Source organism: Amycolatopsis pigmentata, assembly GCF_042684065.1.
Lineage (GTDB): Bacteria > Actinomycetota > Actinomycetes > Mycobacteriales > Pseudonocardiaceae > Amycolatopsis_E > Amycolatopsis_E pigmentata.
The window spans coordinates 1,013,740-1,031,387 of record NZ_JBHUKR010000007.1 but is presented as its reverse complement, the minus strand read 5'-3'; the positions used below and the strand labels follow the sequence as shown (position 1 = coordinate 1,031,387).

The window sequence follows — 17,648 nt, the reverse complement described above, 5'->3', positions numbered from 1 at the left end:
CCGGTTAGCCCGCTTTCACCGCCTGCGTGTGCAGGCGTGCGGGCTTCTTCGCCGGACCGGTGCTGGTGACACCGTTGATCGACTGGGTGCTGAGGGCATAAGTGCCGATCGCGTACGCCGCGGCGTCGGCGTTGCGGTCCAGGGCGACGTAGTCCAGGTTGCCCAGGTTGTCGCAGAGCTGGTGGTAACAGGGGTCGTAGGCGGTTCCCGCCTTGCCTCCCCACTTCGTGGCCTGATCGGCCGTCTTGATCCCCTCCGCGCCGGTGAACAGGCCGCCGGAAGGAATGCCGACCGCGATGAACTCGCCGTAGTCGGAACGACCGTCGAAGTCCGTCCCTTCGGTCGCGACACCGTGGCCGTTCAGATAGCCGGTGAAGGTTTGCTCGATCTGCGTCGAACCGTAGGGGCCGGGGCCCGCGCCGGTGTGGTCGGAGTCGTCGCCGTCATAGACGAAGTAGCCCGCGTTCGGCGAAGCGATCATGTCGAAGTTCAGATACAGCGCGATATCGAGCTGCTGGTCGAAGCTCAGCGAATCTACGTAGTAGGTCGACCCGATCAACCCGAGCTCCTCGGCGCTCCAGAACCCGAAGCGCACCGCGTTGGCCACCTTCGGGCTGCCGCCGAGCCGCAGCGCGATCTCCAGCAGGGTCGCCGAGCCGCTTCCGTCGTCGTTGATCCCCGGGCCCGCCGGCACGCTGTCCACGTGCGCGCCCGCCATGACCACGTTGTCCTTGCGGCCGGTCTTGGTTTCGGCGACGACGTTGTAGGAGGTCCTGGACTCCCGCAGCTGCCTCAGCTCGAGCGTGACCTGGGCACCCGCGCGGGTGGCGAGATCGGCACCGGCCGCCTTGGTGATGCCACCGGTCGGAATCCGTGCTGCCGAGGGGTCACCGAGGGTGCCGTTCAAATCGCCGTCGGCGTTGTTGTAGATCACCGCCCCGACCGCTCCCGCGTCGGCCGCCGACTGCTGTTTCTGCGCGAACGTGCACCCGCCGCGCCGAACGAGCACGATCTTTCCGGTGACGTCACCGAAGTCGGATTTCTCGCATCCCGGGGTGTCGTCCACCGGAATCACGGCCAGCGGCGCGGTGATCCCGCCCTCGGGTGTGGAGGGGCTGTAGGTCATCACGATGATCGGCACATCGGTGCCGTTGACCGTGAGCTTCTGCGCCAGGGTCTGTGTGTAGACGAACGGGAATTCCTGCCTGGTCACGTCGTAACCGGCGGCCTCCAGCTTCCCGGCGATGTACTCCGCCGAGGCGGCGTGCCCGGGGGTGGACGCGGCGCGCGTGTGTCCGTTGGTGTCGGCGATCCGCTGAAGCGCGATCAGATGCCGGTTGATACCGGCCGAGCCGACCTGCTTCACGAGCTGGTCCGGCAGCGATTCGGCGGCGACGGCGGGAATCGCGGTCGCGGCGAGAAGCGTGGTCAGCGAAAGAGCCAAACAGGATCTTCTACCCCATGACGACATGAGTGGTAATAATTCGCGTCCTCCACGAACACGGACAAGGGCCGTTAGTAGGGTCGCGTACAGTCGCCCCCATGCGAGCGATCACCATTCGGGAACCCGGCGGACCCGAAGTGCTGGTATGGAGCGAAGTGCCCGACCCGCAGCCGGCTCCCGGCGAGGTGTTGGTCGAAACCACCGCGACTGCCGTCAACCGCGCGGACCTGCTGCAGCGTCAGGGGTACTACCCGCCGCCGCCAGGCGCGTCCGACATCCTCGGCCTGGAATGCTCCGGCACCATCGTCGAACTCGGCGAAGGTGTCGAAGGATGGCAGGTCGGCGACGAGGTCTGCGCGCTGCTCGCGGGCGGGGGTTACGCGGAAAAGATCGCGGTCCCCGCGGTGCAACTGCTCCCGGTGCCCGCCGAGGTGAATCTGGTCGCGGCCGCCGGGCTGCCGGAGGTGGCGTGCACTGTCTGGTCGAACGTCGTCCTGGACGCCGGCCTGCACGAGGGCCAGGTGCTGCTGATCCATGGCGGCGCGGGCGGTATCGGCACGCATGCCATCCAGGTCGGCAAGGCACTCGGCGCGACGGTCGCGGTGACCGCGGGTTCGGACGAACGGCTGGAGCGGTGCCGCCAGCTCGGCGCCGACATCGCCATCAACTATCGCGAGCAGGACTTCGTGGCCGAACTCAAGGAAGCCACCGGTGGGGCGGACGTCATCCTGGACAACATGGGAGCGTCCTATTTGGACAGAAACCTGGACGCGCTGGCCACCGGCGGACGGCTGGCGATCATCGGGATGCAGGGCGGACTCAAGGCCGAGCTGAACATCGGCAAGCTGATCGGCAAGCGGGCGAGCATCATGGCGACCACCTTGCGGGCGAGGCCGGTGGAGGACAAGGGCCGCATCGTCGCCGACGTGCGCCGGAATCTGTGGCCCCTGGTCGACCACGGTTCCGTGCACCCCGTCGTCGGCCAGTTGGTCCCCCTCGCCGAGGCCGCCGACGCCCATCGCATCCTCGAAGAGGGCAGCGTGTTCGGCAAGATCCTCCTGACCGCACACTCGTAACCTGGTATTCAGCGCCTGTTTCGAAACCCGCCCACCCGATCTCGCGGCCAGGGCTCGACTGCGGTATTTGCGTCTCGTTTCGCTGGTAAGAGCCCTACCCCCGAGATCGGGTACCTTCGGAGGGCGGGTTCGACCACTCACCTCGACCAGACATCTCCCGTTTTGAAGACGGTCTCTTAGCGGAGTTCGTCGAGGACCCGGACGAGCTGGTTGACCTCGAAGATGTTGGAGTAGTGGGCGAGGCCGATCCGGACGGCACCGCCCACCTCACCGACTCCGAGCGCGGCGAACACCCCGCGTCCGCCCTCGTCGGCGAACGCGCACAACCCTTGCGTGGCAAGGTGTTCGGCGATCTCGGGCGCCTTCTTGCCGGTCATCGTGAAGGCCAGCGCGGGAATCCGGCGCATCGCGTCACCGATGACCATCACGTGCCTCAGCGACCGGAGCTCCGTGTTCAACTGGGCCAGCAATCCGGCGTGGTACGACTTGGCCGAACCGAGCGAGGTGACCAGCCGCTCACGCCGGGAACCGGTGGCCGCGTCGTCCAGGCCTGCCAGGTAGTCGACGGACGCGACGAGTCCGGCGAGCAATGGATAGGCATGCGGACCGAGTTCCAGCCGCGCCGGGCCGCGCACCTCGGGGTCGAGCGAAAGCGACGGCAGCCGCTCCAGCATTTCCGGATCACGGAACGCCAACGCGCCGACCGGCGGCCCGCCCCACGCCTGCGACGACACGACCAGCACGTCGGCGCCCAGCTCACGCAGGTCCAAGGGGAGGAACGGCGCCGCGTAGGTCGCGTCCACCACCACCGCCGCACCGACCCGCTTGGCGAACTCGGCGATGGTCGCCACGTCGGGCCGCGTGCCCACCGCGCCGGACGCCGCCGTCACCGCGACGACCTTGGTGTGTCCCGACACGAGGCTCTCGTACTGCCAGGCCGGAAGCTCGCAGGTTTCGATGTCGATCTCGCCCCAGCGAAGCACCGCGCCGACCCGCTTGGCCGCGCGGTGCCACGGCGCGAGGTTCGCCTGCTCGTCGAGCCGGGACACCACGACCTCGTCGCCGAGAGTCCAGCGCTCGGCCATCGCGTCGGCCAGCCGTTGCAGCAGGACCGCCGAGCTCGGGCCGAGCACGACACCGGCCGGATCGGTCCCGACGAGGTCGGCCACGGCACGCCGCGCGGCGGCCACTATGCTCTCCGCACGCTGCGAGGCCGGAAACGCGCCACCAGGCGCGGAGACCGGTGCTCGCATCGCCGTCGACACGGCCGAGGCCACCTGTTCGGGCACCAGCATTCCGGTCGGGCCGTCGAAGTGGATCCAGCCGTCACCCAGCGCGGGGAACAACCCACGAATTCGAGCGACGTCGAACGCCATGCGCACACGGTACGGAGCGGTTCTTTCCCGGTGCGTTCGGGGTTGGCTGGCGCCGCTCGTCGCGTCGCACCCGCGCGCGGTGGGGCCGCTAGGCTGGGCGCCATGACCGAGTCCCCACTCAGCAGCAATCCGAACTCCGACGAGAACGCCCAGCATGTGGTGGTCGTCGGCCCGGACGGTTCACCGGTCGGCACCGCGCGCCTCCCGCAGGGCAACGAAGAGGCCCAGGAGTCGGTGGGTGACCTCGTCGAGGAGCCGGCGAAGGTGATGCGGATCGGCACGATGATCAAGCAGTTGCTGGAGGAGGTACGCGCGGCTCCCCTGGACGACGCGAGCCGCGAGCGGCTGCGTGAGATCCACCAGACCTCGGTCAAGGAGCTGGAGCAGTCGCTGGCGCCGGAGCTCCGTGACGAGCTGGAACGCCTGGTGCGGCCGTTCACCGAGGATTCGACGCCCTCCGACGCGGAGCTGAGGATCGCACAGGCTCAGCTGGTCGGCTGGCTGGAGGGGCTGTTCCACGGCATCCAGACCGCTCTCTTCGCACAGCAGATGGCCGCGCGCGTGCAACTCGAGCAGATGCGCCGCGGGCTGCCGCCGGGCGCCTCGGCGGGCAAGGGCCAAGAAGTCCATGGCCCGGGCATCAGCGGCACCGGCCAGTACCTGTGACGCGCCCCTGAACCACGAGTGAGCCGTTCGCCCTGGCTTCGAATGGGAGGAAGGTGGCTTTACTACGGATGATCGGCGTCTGATCAGCAGCCGGACGAAAAGCGTGTCCGGCCGCGTGCAATGGCCTCCGGCGGGCAGCTTATGCCGTGGCTGGCCGCTGTTGGCGCCTCCGGCCGAGTAAAGCCACCTTCCTCTTCAGCTGAAGAAATCAGCTTGGGTATCAGCTGCGGAAGAGCCGTTCCCAGTTTTCCTTGCTGGTGAGTTGCCCCTCGGCGGCCTGCCAGCGGCGCACGATGGCGTCACCCTCCCGGCGCAGCCGCCACAGCGTGCGCGCACCTCTGAGGCCCAGGCGGCGCAACAGGTCGCGGTCCAGCTTGCGGACCCGCACCCCGGTCTGCGACGAGTCGGTGATCATCGCGGTGCGGAACCGCGACACGTGCCACCAGTGCTCGCTGCCGGCCCGGATGGCCGCGCCGCCGCCGGGCGTGCCGCGGAGCTGGTTGAGCAGTCGCTTGATCAGCACGAGCCGCGGCATGGACGGCTCCGCGGCCGGGATGGTGATCGGGACCTGATCGGCGGGCACCCCCGTGGTGGCGGCGGGCACGATCTGCGTCTCCGGGTACTCGGCGCGCAGCTTGCGCACCGCGGGCACCACCTCGGCGCCGCCGTCGGCGAGCACCTCCGGCCCGCGCATGAAGTCCTCGATGGCCTTGATCATCGTGGCGGCCATCCCGTACTGCATGGAAGCCAGCGTCTCGGCGAAGTCGACCAGCAGGTACTCGGTCATCGCGCGCGGGTCGAGCTGACCGCGCAGGGCGGCGGTGATGAGGCCGTTCCGGTAGTGGAAGTAGCGGGCCCAGTCGTCCCAGCCCTTCCAGTGCAGGTCCTGGTGCCAGACACCGGCACCGGGCAGGGTCACCGTGAAAAAGCCCGCCGCACGGGCACGCAGGCCGTACTCGACGTCGTCCCACTGGAAGAAGATCGGCAGCGGATAGCCGACCTTGGCCACCACCTCGGCCGGGATCAGGCAGCACCACCAGGCGTTGTGCGTGGCGTCGATGCGGCGGTCCTGGTTGTCCTCCAGCATGCTCGTGCCGGACAGGGACTCCTCGGTCCGGTCGACGCCCGCGCGCAGCTTGGGCAGGTTGGCGATGTCGGAGTCGACGAAGAGCTGCCCCGGATGCAACTCGCACAGGTTCTGCCCGCCGATGATGGTCGGATCGACCGTGCAGTTGGCCAGCGTGCCGAGCCGGACCACGGTGTCCGATTCGAGCTTGATGTCGTCGTCCATGAGCAGGACGTGCGCGTTTTCGCCGCCCTCACCCTCGAGGACCTCGTACATGCCACGGGTGAAGCCGCCGGCGCCGCCGAGGTTGGCTTGACGGCGGTAGTGGAGCTTGTCGCCGATCGCCGCGGAAATCTCGGCGAAGCGATCGCGCGAGGAGACGGTGTCGTCACCCTGATCCGTCACGTGTACCGCTGCCACGTGCTCCAGGGCCGCGCTGTCCGCCGCGAGCTCGGACAGCGTGTCGAGGCAGTAGTCGGCGCGGTTGTGCGTACAGATGACAACCGAGACGGGGCGCCGCACGCGCGGGGCCTGCACCAGCCAGCGCACATCCTCGACCGTCAGCCGTTCCTCGCCGGTCTCGATGTCCAGCCACAACGCCCCGCCGTCGATGAAGCGGTCGATGGCCGCGGTCATGCGGACGGTTTGCGCCTCGGCCTTGGAGACGGTCTCGCCGGCGACCACCCGGTCGTTGCCGAGGCTGTCCGAGGCGCCGATGTGCAGCTTCCCCGACCCGGTGACGACGGCCTCGATGACCACCTCGCGAACTTCGGTCCAGCGCTGCCAGTAGCTGGCCGGGAAGCGGCCGAAATAGGTGTTCGTGGTGACGAAGGCATGCGGTTGGAGGATGACCCGGTCACGTTCGTTCACGACCGCGCCGAGCGTCCGTCCGGCATACATCCCGTCGGGAGCGCGGAAAGACCGCGCGGCGAAAAATGTTCGCTGCGCGAGCAACCTCTCGCCGGACTCTTCCCTTCGATCGGTCATGCCGTCAGCACCCCGCTTCTGCCTTATGTGGTTTGGCGATATTCGTCCCCCGAACGAGCTTTGCCGAAGATTACCCGGATCGTTTCCGTAACGGTTCGCCAGACCCCGGAGACCGCTTCACCCGCCAGGTCAGGAAGCCCTGGGCACCGAACGCGACCGACGGTCGCTACCCTGAGCGGGTGCAAGCCACCAGCACGGTCGATCAGACCACCGATCTCGCCACCGAAGAGCCCCCGACGCCGGGCAGCCGCTCCTGGGCACGCGCCTTCGCGGATATCCGGGATGGCTTCCATCAGCAGGAACTGTGGGGGCACCTGGGCTGGCAGGACATCAAGCAGCGGTACCGGCGGTCGGTGATCGGACCGTTCTGGATCACGATCAGCCAGGCCGTCATCTCCCTGGGCCTCGGCATCCTCTACGCGACGCTGTGGAACAACCCCATTTCGACGTTTCTGCCCTACATCGCGACGGGCTTCATTGTCTGGGGGTTCATCAGCGGCTGTCTCTCGGAAGGTATGGAAACCTTCATCACCAACGAGGGACTGATCAAACAGATCAGGGCGCCGTTGACGGTCTATGTACTGCGCACCGTCTGGCGGCAGACTCTGATGTTCCTCCACAACATCATCGTCGTGGTCGTCGTGGTGGCGATCTTCGCGCCCGAGCTGAGCAAGCCCTACGACCTCAACGGCGGAACCTGCGGACCGGACACGATCGTCTGTCATCCCGGTCTCGGCTGGTGGAGCCTGAGCGCGATTCCCGCGTTCTTCGTCCTGGCGCTCAACGCCTGCTGGGTCACCATGCTGCTGGGCGTCATTTCCACCCGGTACCGCGACCTTCCGCAGCTGATCAACTCGGTGATCCAGCTGCTGTTCTACATGACTCCGATCGTCTGGCCGATCGACCAGCTCTACGGCCACGGCTCGCGCGCCCATCTCGCCGCCGCGATCCGGCCGATCGTGCACCTGAACCCCTTCTACCACTTCGTGCAGATTCTCCGCGCTCCGCTGATCGGACAGGCGGTGAGCATCTGGAGCTGGGTGGTCGTCGGCGGCATCACCGTCGTCGGCTGGCTGCTCGCGCTTGCCACGATGCGTAACTACCGAGCCCGCGTCTCCTACTGGGTGTGATGAACCATGGTCAGCATTGAAGTGCAGAACGCCTACGTCGATTTCCCGATCTTCGACGCGAAGACCCGCTCGCTGAAGAAGCGGGTTCTCGGCAAGGTCGGTGGCAAGATCGGTACGGAGAGCAAGGTCCCGATCATCGAGGCGCTGCAGGACGTGACGTTGTCACTGTCCGACGGTGACCGGGTGGGCCTGGTCGGGCACAACGGCGCCGGCAAGTCGACGCTGCTGAGGCTGTTGTCCGGAATCTATGAACCGACCCGTGGCAAAGCTCGTGTCGTCGGCAAGGTGGCACCGGTTTTCGACCTCGGCATCGGGATGGACCCGGAGATCTCCGGCTACGAGAACATCATGATCCGCGGCCTGTTCCTCGGCATGACCCGCAAGGAGATGGAGAAACGCGTCGACGACATCGCGGAGTTCACCGAGCTCGGCGACTACCTGTCGATGCCGTTGCGGACCTACTCGACGGGTATGCGGGTGCGGCTGGCGCTGGGCGTGGTCACCACGATCGACCCGGAGATCCTGATCCTGGACGAGGGCATCGGCGCGGTCGACGCGGCGTTCCTCAACAAGGCCAGGGACAGGCTGGTCGACCTGGTGCGCCGGTCCGGCATGCTCGTCTTCGCCTCCCACGCCGACGACCTGCTCCTGGAGCTGTGCACCACGGCCATCTGGATGGACGAGGGCCGGATGAAGATGCAGGGTTCACTGCGCGAGGTCCTCACCGCCTACAAGGGCCGGGACCCGTTCGAGGGCATGAGTGCGGAGACCGCCGAGCGGCTGGGAGCCGAACCCGCCGCCGCGATCAACGGAGAGTGACATGACGACGGTTCCGGAGCAGGCCCCGCTGACCCCAGGTGCGGTGGTGGCGGTGGTCGTCACCCGGCACCGGTCCGATCTCCTCGCGGACTCGCTCAAGGTCATCGCCGCCCAGACCCGGCCGGTCGATCACCTGATCGTCGTGGACAACGGGCCGGACCGCCCGGCCAGGGCGGTCGTCGAGAACGCGGGCGTGGAGTGCACGTACCTGCCCTCCCACCGCAATCTCGGTGGGGCCGGCGGGTTCGCGCTGGGCATGCTGCACGCGCTGGCCATGGGCGCGGACTGGGTATGGCTCGCCGACGACGACGGACGGCCGGCCGACGAGAACGTGCTGGCGGTCCTGCTGGAGGAGGCCGACCGGCGTGGGCTGGCCGAGATTTCACCGATGGTGACCAACATCGACGCCCCGGCAAAGCTCGCCTTCCCGCTCCGGCGCGGCCTGACCTGGAAACGCTCCGCGGCCGAACTGGGCACCGACTTCCTGCCCGGCATCGCGTCGCTGTTCAACGGCGCGCTGTTCCGTTCGTCCACTTTGGACGTCATCGGCGTGCCGGACCTGCGGCTGTTCTTCCGTGGTGACGAGGTCGAAACGCACCGCAGGCTGGTTCGCTCCGGCCTGCCGTTCGGCACCTCGCTCAAGGCGTCCTACCTGCACCCGGACGGCTCGGACGAGTTCAAGCCGATGCTCGGCGGCCGTTTCCACGCCCAGGACCCGGAAAACGAGATCAAGCGTTACTACACCTACCGCAACCGCGGTTTCCTGGTGTCGCAGCCGGGAATGCGCAAGATCGGTGCGCTGGAGGTCGTGCGCTTCGGCCTGTACTTCCTGGGCGTCAAGCGTGACCCGCAGGCGTTCCTGCAGTGGTTGCGTCTGGTTCGCCTAGGCCAGCGAGAGCGCTTCTACCGCTACGACAAGTAGCCTTCGAGTTGTCCGGAGAGGTGCCGCGCGAGGCGGGCCTCGTCCGCGGGCGCGTAGGTGATCCAGCTCTGCCCGTCCTCGGCCTCACGTGACGTGACGAAGTATCGGCCGTCCGGCGTGTCGAACCAAACTGTCGGGGAGAGGGCTTGGCCGCCGCCGACGAAGGCGGTGAACTGGCCGATGCGCACCTTCGGCTTCTGAAAGATTCGCTCGACCATGCGCGTCTGGGCCGACCCTGCCGATGCCCGCGGCCGTGAGACGGCGCTGAAAGCGTCGTAATCCTCGTTCCGGGGACGCCGCTGTGGTGCGGGTTTGGCCACGGTCACGGACTGGCCCGCGGCGGCAGGCACCGACGGCAGCAGATCCACGATGCATCGCACGATCGCGGTCGGCCGCACCTCGGTGAAGATCAGCATGTTCGCGTCCTGATGGGACTCGACGGCGTGCTCGCCGTCGGAAACCACCCTCGCGAACAGCGGTTTTCCCGCTTCCAGTTGGGCGACGGCGGTGATCGCCACGGGAGCGGTGACGAAGGTGCGCAATGTCCGCTCGACGTCGCCGGCGGGGCGTCCATAGGCGACGAGACCCCGTCCTTCGAGATCCCGGAAGACCGCCTCCCGCACCTGTGCCCGCTGCTCGAAGGTCGTGCCGATGTGCGGCACTTCGAACGGCAACGGGGCCCGGCCCAGATTCAGGTTTTCGAGCAGGATGTCCACCGCCGTCAGCGACAGCGAGAACGAAACCCCCACCTCTTGCTCCCCTTCTCTGCTTTCAGCGAATCCGCTTGCCGGGCGAGATCGCGCACTGGTGTTGTGGACCCATGGCCGAAACCAGACCCGCCCTCGTCCTGCACCTCGCCACCGGCGGCGAACCCCTCGTGTTCGCCGTGACCGGGGAAGAGGCGGAAGACCTCGCGAAGAAACTACACCTGCTGCTCGAACACGGTTCCGTCGAAACGGTCCGGACCAAGGAGGACACCGCGGTGGTCGTCAACTTCGCCCACGTCGCCGCCGCCTACATCGAGGATCTGCAACGCAAGGGCAAGGTTTTCGGGCTCCATTAGGGTCGACGGCTACTCCCCGATGACCGGGGGCGCGGTGCGTTCGTTGGTGCCGAAGACATCGTCCGGGTCGGCCTCGACCAGCCAGGACGGGCGCTGGTGTTCCGCGTCCTCCTCACCTTCGCCCTTGCCGTGACCCATACCTCCCATACCGGACATGCCGCCGCGTCCGGCCGCCCCACGGCCGCCCGCGGCACCCGCGGCTTCGGCCGCGCCCGCTCCACCGGCACGCACGCCTGTCCGCGCACCCTCGGCGGCGCTGCCGCTGCCCGCGGCCAACCCGCTGCCGGCGCCCGGCCCGAAGCCGCCGCCACGGCCTGCCCTGCCCGAGCCTCCCCCGGCCGCCTCGTCGTCGAACCCGCCGAAGCCGCCCATCGGGCCGATCGGCATCCCGCCCATGGCGGAGAGCGGGTTGTTCGCCGCGTTGGCCGCCGCCGACGGCCCCGCCGCACCGGGGGGCGGCTGGTAGCCCTGGGCACGGGTCTTCTGGGCGTTGTTGGCCGCCCCGATCTTCGCGCCGGCGTTCAGGATGGGCGCACCGGTCACCCCGGACACCGAGCCGGGCGTGCCCCCGCCGGGCGAGTAGGCGTGCCCGCCGCCACCTCCACCACCGAGGCCGGGACCTCCGCTGTAGCCAGAGGCCGCCGACCCATCGATGCTGCCGGACACGTTGACGGCCGAGGCGTTGGTGCTCATGTCGAATTTCGGGGGCTGGGCGAACACCGGCTGCTTCGACGCGGCGCCGTAGAGGCTGTGGTCGTAGGTCGTCATGACCTGGGCCGCCTGGTCGTGCGCCTCCTGGCTCTCCTTCTGCTTGGCCACCGACGCCTTCACATTGTCGACGAGGTCGAACGGGTTCGACGTGGCCCAACTCTTCGCCTCGGAGGCCCAGCTGAACGGGATCGGCGCCGGCATGGTGTTCTTCGCCGTCGAAGCGGCGTCGGACTGTTCGTAGGTGACCTCGGAGGCCAGGCGCGCGTTCTGCGAGTTCCCGTCGGCCCACTGCTGCAGGCTGGTGAAGAACCCGCGGGCCGATTCCGCCGCGTCGCCTTCCCACTCGCCCTGCGACTTGTTCACCGCGTCGGTGAGCGATTTGGCGATCTGGTCGAACGTGCTCGACATCTGGTGGTAGCCGTCGGACATCGCGCCGATCTGACCGGCGTCCAGGCCGCTGTCGACGTACTGCTGCAACTGCGAGTGGTCGACACTCTGGTAGTTCATGTCCGACGGGGAGAGGCCGGTGACGTACCGGGTGTCCGCACCGGTCGCCTGCTGCATGCTCTGCTGCCGGTAGGCATCGGACTGCTGCTGGGCCTTCTCCTCCGCCGCTATTTCTTCGAACATGCGCCGGAAGAACGGACCGCCCCCGGCCTGGTCACTGGCGGCTTGCTGGAGGTAGCCGTCGCGATCCTGGGGCGACATGTGCTGCGCGATGTACTGCTTTCTGTCACCGGACGACATCTCGGTGATCTGCTGCGCGGTCAGATTCGAGTCGCCGTAGGTCTTCGGCGGTTGCGGAGCAGTCATCGCGTCGTCCCCTTACCCCTGTCGAGAAGGCCGCTTTCCGTTCGGAGCTTAGTGTTTTCCGGGCAGGCGTGAGCCCGCTTTCGGCCGGAAACCTCATTATGACGGCGGCAGGCGGCGGACGGTTCCGACGAGACGAAAAAGCGGCGGTCACGCACGTGACCGCCGCTTCCCGTGGGGGCTCAGAGCTTGTAGAGGCGCTTCCAGTTCTCACGGCTGGTCAGCTCGGGCAGGGCACGGCGGTACTGCGCCTGCACGGCCCGGCCTTCCTTGCGCAGCCGGTTGATCACGCGCAGACCGTGCTTGGCCAGCTTGAACATGCGGTCGCGGTCGTACTTGCGCACCCGCACGCCCTCCTGCGAGGCGTCGGTGACCACCGCGGTCTCGAACAGCCCGACGTGCCACCAGTGCGCCTCGTCGAGCGGGATGGCGCCGAGGGAGAACCGCGACCGGCCACGAAGCCGGTCGACGACCCGCTTGATCAGCACGAGCCGCTGAAGGGTGGGCCGCGGCGCCGTGTTGATGATGCCGATGTCGTTGGACGCGATGCCGGGCACCGCGGTGGCGTCGTGCCGCTTGGTCTCCGGGTAGTGCGACCGGAGTTCCCGGATCTCCTGCATCGCGGCGACCCCACCGTCGCGCAGGACCTCGGGCCCTTCGAGGAAGTCCTCGATGGCCTTGATCAGCGTGTGCGAGAGGCCGTACTGCATGCCGAGCAGGTAGCGGACCAGCTGCGCGGTCAGCACCCGGCAGAGCAGCACGAGGTTGAAGTCACTGTGCAGGGCCGCGGTGATGATCGAGTTACGCAGGTTGAAGTACCGGTGCCACTCGTCCCAGTCCTTCCAGAAGAAGTCCGCGTGCCAGACCCCGGCGCCGGGCAGCGTCACCGTCGGGAAACCGTGGCCACGGGCGCGGTAGCTGTACTCGGCGTCGTCCCACTGGAAGAAGAACGGCAGCGGATAACCGATCGCCTTGACCACCTCGTACGGGATCAGGCACGACCACCAGCCGTTGTAGCCGGCGTCGAGGCGGCGCTCCTGGCGGTTGGGCTTGCCGGTCTCCTCGTCGACCCCCAGCAGGTCCGCAGTGGTGAGGCTGTGCTTGACCGGCAGGCCGGGCTCCAGAGTGTTCAGCCGGGCGTACTCCGCCCCGACGTGCAACTGGTGCGGGTGCAGCAGGTTGAGCATCTGGCCACCGACGATGACCGGGTTGGCGGCACGGTTGGAGAACGCCGTCATCCGGACGATGAGGTCGGGTTCGAGCAGCACGTCGTCGTCCATGAACAGCACGTTCGCGTGCTCGGTGGCGGTGTGCCCGGCCACCTCGAACAGGCCGCGGGTGAAGCCGCCGGCGCCACCGAGGTTCGGCTGGTTGATGTAGTGCAGCTTCTCGCCCAGGTCCTTCGCGACCTGCGGGAACCCTTCCCGGGAGTCGACGCGGTCGGTGCCCTGGTCGGCGACGTAGATCGCGTCGAGGGTGTCCAGCGAGGTCAGGTCGTCGGCGAGCGCGCGCAGATTGGCGAGGCAGTCGTCGGCGCGGTTCATCGTGCAGATCGTCACCGCGGTGGGCCGCACCTTCTCCGGCGGCTCGACGGACCACCGAACCCGCTCGACGGTCAGCCGCTGTCCAGCCTCCGTCTCCAGGTGGAGCCACAGCGCGCCGCCGTCGAAGAACTTGTCGATCTTGAGGTCGAAGGTGACGACGGTGAGTTCCGCGTTCTCGACGTCCTGGGCGGCGACCGTCCTCGGCTCGCCCTCCACGTCCGAGGCACGCACGGCGAGGCGGCCGGAACCGGTGACGACCAGTTCCACGCGGACCTCACGCACCGTGGTCCAGCGCTGCCAGTAACTGGCCGGGAAACGGCCGAAGTAGGTGTTGGCGGAGACCGTCGAGGACTCTTCGAGGGCGACACTGTCCCGTTTACGGGTGGCCTCCCCCTCGAGCACCTCCACGTAGAGGTCCTTGGGCACCACCGGGGAAGGGCCGGAGAAGAGGCCCCGCTGTGCGGTCAGTCTGCCGTGCGGAGTGTGCTCGGAGAACGTGGTCTGCTCCTTCGTCGCGGCAGCGTTCTTCGCCCTGGTGGTTGTCGCCCTTGCGGCCATTATGGTGTCTTCTCCTCCAGCTTCGGCTCGCGGAACACGACCCATTTCAACATCACGAAGTTGATGGCCGTCGCGGTGCCCTGCGAGATCACCCAGGCGAAGGTGGGCTGTTGCCACAGTGTGCCGGGCAACACCGCCAGCATCAACGCGTTCATGCCGACCGCGACGAAGAACGTCACGGTGTACAACAGCACGAATCCGCCGACCTGGCTCCCGCCTTCCCTGCGTCCCGCAGAGAATGTGAACTTGCGGTTAAGGAAATAGGCCGTCGTCGTCCCGACGATGAAACTGATCGCCCGGGCGATGTTCACCCAGGGCGACGAATCCATGCCCAGTATCCGTTCCACGGTGTACGTGCCGTAATCGAGTAGTGCGCAGAAGCCACCGATCAGCGCGAAACGCACCAGTTGACCGATCAGACCCGGCGCGTCACTGGCAACCTGTGCCGACTCCTGCGGTTCCGTGGACACCACTTCAACTACCTCACCGGCTCGCGAATTGGCGGACCGGGGAAAGTGTAGAAGCGCCTCCGTCCAAGGCCACGGTCGGGCATGGTTACCCTGGGCCGGGTGAACGCGATACCGCAGACCGAGCGGCGGACGCTGGCCGGGTGGGGCCGGACCGCCCCGACGGTCGCAGACGTGCTCAGCACCCCTGACGTGGAGGTCATCGCCCGCGCGGTGACGCAGGCCGGCGCGCGGGGCGTGATCGCCCGCGGACTGGGCCGTTCCTACGGCGACCCCGCGCAGAACGCGGGCGGCCTGGTGATCGACATGACCGCCCTGGACAGAATTCACTCGATCGACCCGGACACGGCGGTCGCGGACGTCGACGCGGGGGTCAGCCTCGACCAGCTGATGAAGGCCGCGCTGCCGTACGGGCTGTGGGTCCCGGTGCTGCCCGGCACCCGCCAGGTGACGATCGGTGGCGCGATCGCCAACGACATCCACGGCAAGAACCACCACAGCGCCGGTAGTTTCGGAAACCACGTCGTCGCCATGGATCTGCTGGTCGCCGACGGCACGATCCGCACGCTCACCCCGGACGGTCCGGAGTCGGAACTGTTCTGGGCCACCGTCGGTGGCGTCGGGCTCACCGGAATCGTGGTGCGCGCGGCGGTGAAAATGAAGCGGACCGAGACGGCGTACTTTTCCGTCGACGCGGACCGCACCGCGAATCTCGACGAGACGCTCGCGCTGTTCACCGACGGTTCGGATCTCAACTACGACTATTCGATGGCGGTGCCGGATCTCATTTCCACCGGCCCCCGGCTCGGCCGCGCCACGTTCTCGCGCGGTTCGCTGGCCACGGTCGACCAGCTTCCGGACAAACTCCGTGCCGACCCGCTGAAGTTCGACGCGCCGCAACTGATGACGCTGCCCGACGTCTTCCCCAACGGGCTGGGCAACAAGCTCACTTTCGGGCTGCTCAACAACCTGTGGCAGCGCACGGTTCCGCAGCGCGGGGTGCGGGGCAAGATCCAGAATCTGACGCAGTTCTATCACCCGCTGGACATGCTCGGCGAATGGAACCGCGCCTACGGTTCGAAGGGCTTCCTGCAGTACCAGTTCTCGGTCCCGTTCGGCCGCGAGGACGCTTTGAAACACCTGTGCCGCCGGATCGCGGAGTCCGGCCACTACTCCTTCCTCAACGTGTTCAAGCGGATGGGCGAGGCGAACCGCGCGCCGCTTTCCTGGCCGTCTCCCGGCTGGATGCTGAGCGTCGACTTCCCGATCAAGGAGGGACTCGGGAAGTTCTGCCGCGAACTCGATCAGGACGTGATCGTCGCGGGTGGGCGGCTCTACACCGCCAAGGACTCCCGCACCGACGCCGAACTGTTCGCGAAGATGTACCCCCGCCTGGACGAGTGGCGCAAGGTGCGCCATTCCGTCGACCCCGAAGGCGTTTTCGCCTCAGACATGAGCCGGAGGCTCGAGCTGTGATCGACGCGGTAGGAAACCCCCAGTCGCTGCTGCTGCTCGGCGGCACCTCGGACATCGCGCTGGCGATCGCCGGGAAATACCTCGCCGAGCGCCCGATTCGGGTCGTGCTCGCGGCACGGCCCTCGGAACGCCGGAAAGCGGCCGCCGAAAAGCTTCGCACCCAGGGCGCCGAAGTGTCCGAAGTGGACTTCGACGCGGCGGACATCGGCTCACACCCGAAGATGATCGAGCAGGCGTTCAGCGGCGGTGACATCGACGTGACCGTGGTCGCGTTCGGACTCCTCGGTGACGCCGAAGAAGTGTGGCAGGACCACGCCAAGGCCGTGGAACTGGCGACCGTCAACTACACCGCGGCCGTGTCGGTCGGCGTCGCGCTCGCGAACCGGCTCAAGACGCAGGCGCATGGCGCGGTGATCGCGTTGTCGTCGGTGGCCGGCGAACGGGTCCGCCGCTCGAACTTCCTCTACGGCTCCACGAAGGCCGGTTTCGACGGCTTCTACCTGGGCCTCGGTGAAGCGCTGAAGCCGCACGGCGTCACGGTCTCCGTGGTCCGGCCCGGCCAGGTGCGGACCAAGATGACCGAGGGCATGGGCAAGGCGCCGCTCGAGCAGACCGCCGAGCAGGTCGCCGACATCGCGGTGGACGCCGTGCGCAAGGGCAAGGACCTGGTGTGGGCACCGGCCCAGTTCCGGGTGGTCATGTCGATCCTCCGGCACGTGCCGCGGCCGATCTTCCGCAAGCTCCCGATCTGATCCCGGTCATCCCCCGGCGGGCGCCCGTCCGCCGGGGACGTGGTCAGTCCGGGAGTTGCTGACGCCACTGGTCGAACAGCAGGTCCGTGTGGTGTTCGTGATAGCGCGCGAGGTCATAGATGTGCACCGTCTTCGCCCACCGTCCGTTGTCGCCCAAGACGAACCCGTCGGCCTCGGCGCGGGTCTCGTCGGCGGCGAGCGAGTAGATGCGGGTCGCGCCGCCGACGGCGATCCCCGCTATTTCACAGGGATATCCGAGGTACTCGGCACGAGTGGTCACGGCCGCCATCCGGCCGTCCTCAGTGGACAGTACGCCGGAACGCGGCCTGCCGTCGAAAACTCCCGACACGCCGGCCTCGCCGGGTTCATCCTGTCCGGTGGGGCGCACGAAACGGGCGTCGCGCCACCGGACGAATAGCAGATCGCTTTGCTTCTCGTAGTAGTCGCGAAGGTCCCGCAGATCGACCGTCTTGAAGTATTCGTAGGCTTTTTCCTGGACGAAACCGTTTTCGATGGCCCACGCCCCGTCCCATTCCGCGTCCATCACGCGAGCCGAACCGGTGACGCCCACGTCGTCGACGAGCACGGTGTGCCCCCGGTAGGTCGCGTAGACCTGCACCGAGAACAGTCGGTCGCAGCCGTCCACCTCCACCGGTTCTCCGTCGGAGAAACGCGCGTAGTCGTCACCGGCGGTGTAGGAAACCGGATAGGAAGACCCGCCCAGCACGGCGAACGTGCCACGTCTGTACAGGGGGTAACTCATCGGGGACGCCCTCCTGCC

Annotated in this window: 16 protein-coding genes; 8 read left to right on the top strand and 8 right to left on the bottom strand. The window is 67.6% G+C overall.

Features of this window, described 5'->3' with window-relative positions:
- Positions 1-4 precede the first annotated feature (4 nt).
- Entirely contained in the window at positions 5-1,471 is a 1,467-nt protein-coding gene (locus ACFSXZ_RS17945; RefSeq protein ID WP_378266163.1) for a M28 family metallopeptidase, read from the bottom strand.
- A gap of 71 nt (positions 1,472-1,542) precedes the next feature.
- Between ACFSXZ_RS17945 and ACFSXZ_RS17940 the strand changes: the two genes are divergently transcribed.
- Positions 1,543-2,520: an NAD(P)H-quinone oxidoreductase gene (locus ACFSXZ_RS17940; RefSeq protein WP_378266162.1), complete on the top strand. Its 978-nt coding sequence runs from the start codon at positions 1,543-1,545 to the stop codon at positions 2,518-2,520.
- A gap of 176 nt (positions 2,521-2,696) precedes the next feature.
- Here the strand turns inward: ACFSXZ_RS17940 and ACFSXZ_RS17935 are convergent, their stop codons facing one another.
- Entirely contained in the window at positions 2,697-3,896 is a 1,200-nt protein-coding gene (locus tag ACFSXZ_RS17935) for a cysteine desulfurase-like protein (protein ID WP_378266161.1), read from the bottom strand.
- A 102-nt stretch (positions 3,897-3,998) separates the two neighbouring features.
- On the opposite strand from ACFSXZ_RS17935, the gene ACFSXZ_RS17930 reads away from it, so the two are divergent.
- Entirely contained in the window at positions 3,999-4,562 is a 564-nt protein-coding gene (locus ACFSXZ_RS17930) for a bacterial proteasome activator family protein (protein WP_378266160.1), read from the top strand.
- Between the two features lie 220 nt (positions 4,563-4,782).
- Here the strand turns inward: ACFSXZ_RS17930 and ACFSXZ_RS17925 are convergent, their stop codons facing one another.
- Positions 4,783-6,615 carry a glycosyltransferase gene (locus ACFSXZ_RS17925; RefSeq protein ID WP_378266159.1) on the bottom strand — a complete coding sequence of 611 codons (1,833 nt, stop codon included), beginning with the start codon at positions 6,613-6,615 and terminating at the stop codon, positions 4,783-4,785.
- Between the two features lie 179 nt (positions 6,616-6,794).
- Between ACFSXZ_RS17925 and wzm the strand changes: the two genes are divergently transcribed.
- Genes wzm through glfT1 form a run of 3 tightly spaced genes read left to right on the top strand, consistent with a single transcriptional unit; the run spans position 6,795 to position 9,486 of the window.
- A complete protein-coding gene (gene wzm / locus ACFSXZ_RS17920) occupies positions 6,795-7,745 on the top strand; it encodes a galactan export ABC transporter permease subunit Wzm/RfbD (RefSeq protein ID WP_378266158.1) in 951 nt (316 codons plus the stop codon).
- Between the two features lie 6 nt (positions 7,746-7,751).
- A complete protein-coding gene (wzt, locus tag ACFSXZ_RS17915) occupies positions 7,752-8,564 on the top strand; it encodes a galactan export ABC transporter ATP-binding subunit Wzt/RfbE (protein WP_378266157.1) in 813 nt (270 codons plus the stop codon).
- Between the two features lies 1 nt (position 8,565).
- Entirely contained in the window at positions 8,566-9,486 is a 921-nt protein-coding gene (gene glfT1, locus ACFSXZ_RS17910; protein ID WP_378266156.1) for a galactofuranosyltransferase GlfT1, read from the top strand.
- On the opposite strand, the gene ACFSXZ_RS17905 is transcribed toward glfT1, so the two are convergent.
- Positions 9,474-10,235, bottom strand: a complete 762-nt coding sequence (locus ACFSXZ_RS17905; protein ID WP_378266155.1) for an ESX secretion-associated protein EspG — start codon at positions 10,233-10,235, stop codon at positions 9,474-9,476. The genes glfT1 and ACFSXZ_RS17905 overlap by 13 nt on opposite strands.
- A 71-nt stretch (positions 10,236-10,306) precedes the next feature.
- On the opposite strand from ACFSXZ_RS17905, the gene ACFSXZ_RS17900 reads away from it, so the two are divergent.
- Positions 10,307-10,549, top strand: a complete 243-nt coding sequence (locus ACFSXZ_RS17900; protein ID WP_378266154.1) for a hypothetical protein — start codon at positions 10,307-10,309, stop codon at positions 10,547-10,549.
- Between the two features lie 9 nt (positions 10,550-10,558).
- On the opposite strand, the gene ACFSXZ_RS17895 is transcribed toward ACFSXZ_RS17900, so the two are convergent.
- The 3 genes from ACFSXZ_RS17895 to ACFSXZ_RS17885 all read right to left on the bottom strand — a co-directional run bounded on the left by ACFSXZ_RS17895 (position 10,559) and on the right by ACFSXZ_RS17885 (position 14,645).
- Positions 10,559-12,073 carry a hypothetical protein gene (locus ACFSXZ_RS17895; protein ID WP_378266153.1) on the bottom strand — a complete coding sequence of 505 codons (1,515 nt, stop codon included), beginning with the start codon at positions 12,071-12,073 and terminating at the stop codon, positions 10,559-10,561.
- Between the two features lie 179 nt (positions 12,074-12,252).
- Positions 12,253-14,172: a glycosyltransferase gene (locus ACFSXZ_RS17890; RefSeq protein WP_378266152.1), complete on the bottom strand. Its 1,920-nt coding sequence runs from the start codon at positions 14,170-14,172 to the stop codon at positions 12,253-12,255.
- The gene (locus ACFSXZ_RS17885; RefSeq protein WP_378266151.1) at positions 14,172-14,645 is read right to left on the bottom strand and encodes a GtrA family protein; all 474 of its coding nucleotides are present in this window, start codon (positions 14,643-14,645) and stop codon (positions 14,172-14,174) included. The genes ACFSXZ_RS17890 and ACFSXZ_RS17885 overlap by 1 nt, the downstream gene beginning before the upstream one ends.
- 78 nt (positions 14,646-14,723) lie before the next feature.
- On the opposite strand from ACFSXZ_RS17885, the gene ACFSXZ_RS17880 reads away from it, so the two are divergent.
- Positions 14,724-16,115, top strand: coding sequence for an FAD-binding protein (locus ACFSXZ_RS17880; RefSeq protein ID WP_378266150.1), 1,392 nt, complete (start codon positions 14,724-14,726; stop codon positions 16,113-16,115).
- The gene (locus ACFSXZ_RS17875) at positions 16,112-16,867 is read left to right on the top strand and encodes a decaprenylphospho-beta-D-erythro-pentofuranosid-2-ulose 2-reductase (protein WP_378266149.1); all 756 of its coding nucleotides are present in this window, start codon (positions 16,112-16,114) and stop codon (positions 16,865-16,867) included. The genes ACFSXZ_RS17880 and ACFSXZ_RS17875 overlap by 4 nt, the downstream gene beginning before the upstream one ends.
- 43 nt (positions 16,868-16,910) lie before the next feature.
- Here ACFSXZ_RS17875 and ACFSXZ_RS17870 read toward each other — a convergent pair whose 3' ends face one another.
- Positions 16,911-17,630 (bottom strand): hypothetical protein, encoded by a 720-nt coding sequence (locus ACFSXZ_RS17870; RefSeq protein WP_378266148.1) that lies wholly within the window; start codon positions 17,628-17,630, stop codon positions 16,911-16,913.
- Positions 17,631-17,648: the final 18 nt, after the last annotated feature.

Excerpts from the sequence above, each read along its gene's own strand:
- ACFSXZ_RS17945 (WP_378266163.1), bottom strand. The coding sequence starts at position 1,471 with ATGTCGTCATGGGGTAGAAGATCCTGTTTGGCTCTTTCGCTGACCACG.
- ACFSXZ_RS17940 (WP_378266162.1), top strand. The coding sequence starts at position 1,543 with ATGCGAGCGATCACCATTCGGGAACCCGGCGGACCCGAAGTGCTGGTA.
- ACFSXZ_RS17935 (WP_378266161.1), bottom strand. The coding sequence starts at position 3,896 with ATGGCGTTCGACGTCGCTCGAATTCGTGGGTTGTTCCCCGCGCTGGGT.
- ACFSXZ_RS17930 (WP_378266160.1), top strand. The coding sequence starts at position 3,999 with ATGACCGAGTCCCCACTCAGCAGCAATCCGAACTCCGACGAGAACGCC.
- ACFSXZ_RS17925 (WP_378266159.1), bottom strand. The coding sequence starts at position 6,615 with ATGACCGATCGAAGGGAAGAGTCCGGCGAGAGGTTGCTCGCGCAGCGA.
- wzt (WP_378266157.1), top strand. The coding sequence starts at position 7,752 with ATGGTCAGCATTGAAGTGCAGAACGCCTACGTCGATTTCCCGATCTTC.
- glfT1 (WP_378266156.1), top strand. The coding sequence starts at position 8,566 with ATGACGACGGTTCCGGAGCAGGCCCCGCTGACCCCAGGTGCGGTGGTG.
- ACFSXZ_RS17900 (WP_378266154.1), top strand. The coding sequence starts at position 10,307 with ATGGCCGAAACCAGACCCGCCCTCGTCCTGCACCTCGCCACCGGCGGC.
- ACFSXZ_RS17895 (WP_378266153.1), bottom strand. The coding sequence starts at position 12,073 with ATGACTGCTCCGCAACCGCCGAAGACCTACGGCGACTCGAATCTGACC.
- ACFSXZ_RS17890 (WP_378266152.1), bottom strand. The coding sequence starts at position 14,172 with ATGGCCGCAAGGGCGACAACCACCAGGGCGAAGAACGCTGCCGCGACG.
- ACFSXZ_RS17880 (WP_378266150.1), top strand. The coding sequence starts at position 14,724 with ATGGTTACCCTGGGCCGGGTGAACGCGATACCGCAGACCGAGCGGCGG.
- ACFSXZ_RS17870 (WP_378266148.1), bottom strand. The coding sequence starts at position 17,630 with ATGAGTTACCCCCTGTACAGACGTGGCACGTTCGCCGTGCTGGGCGGG.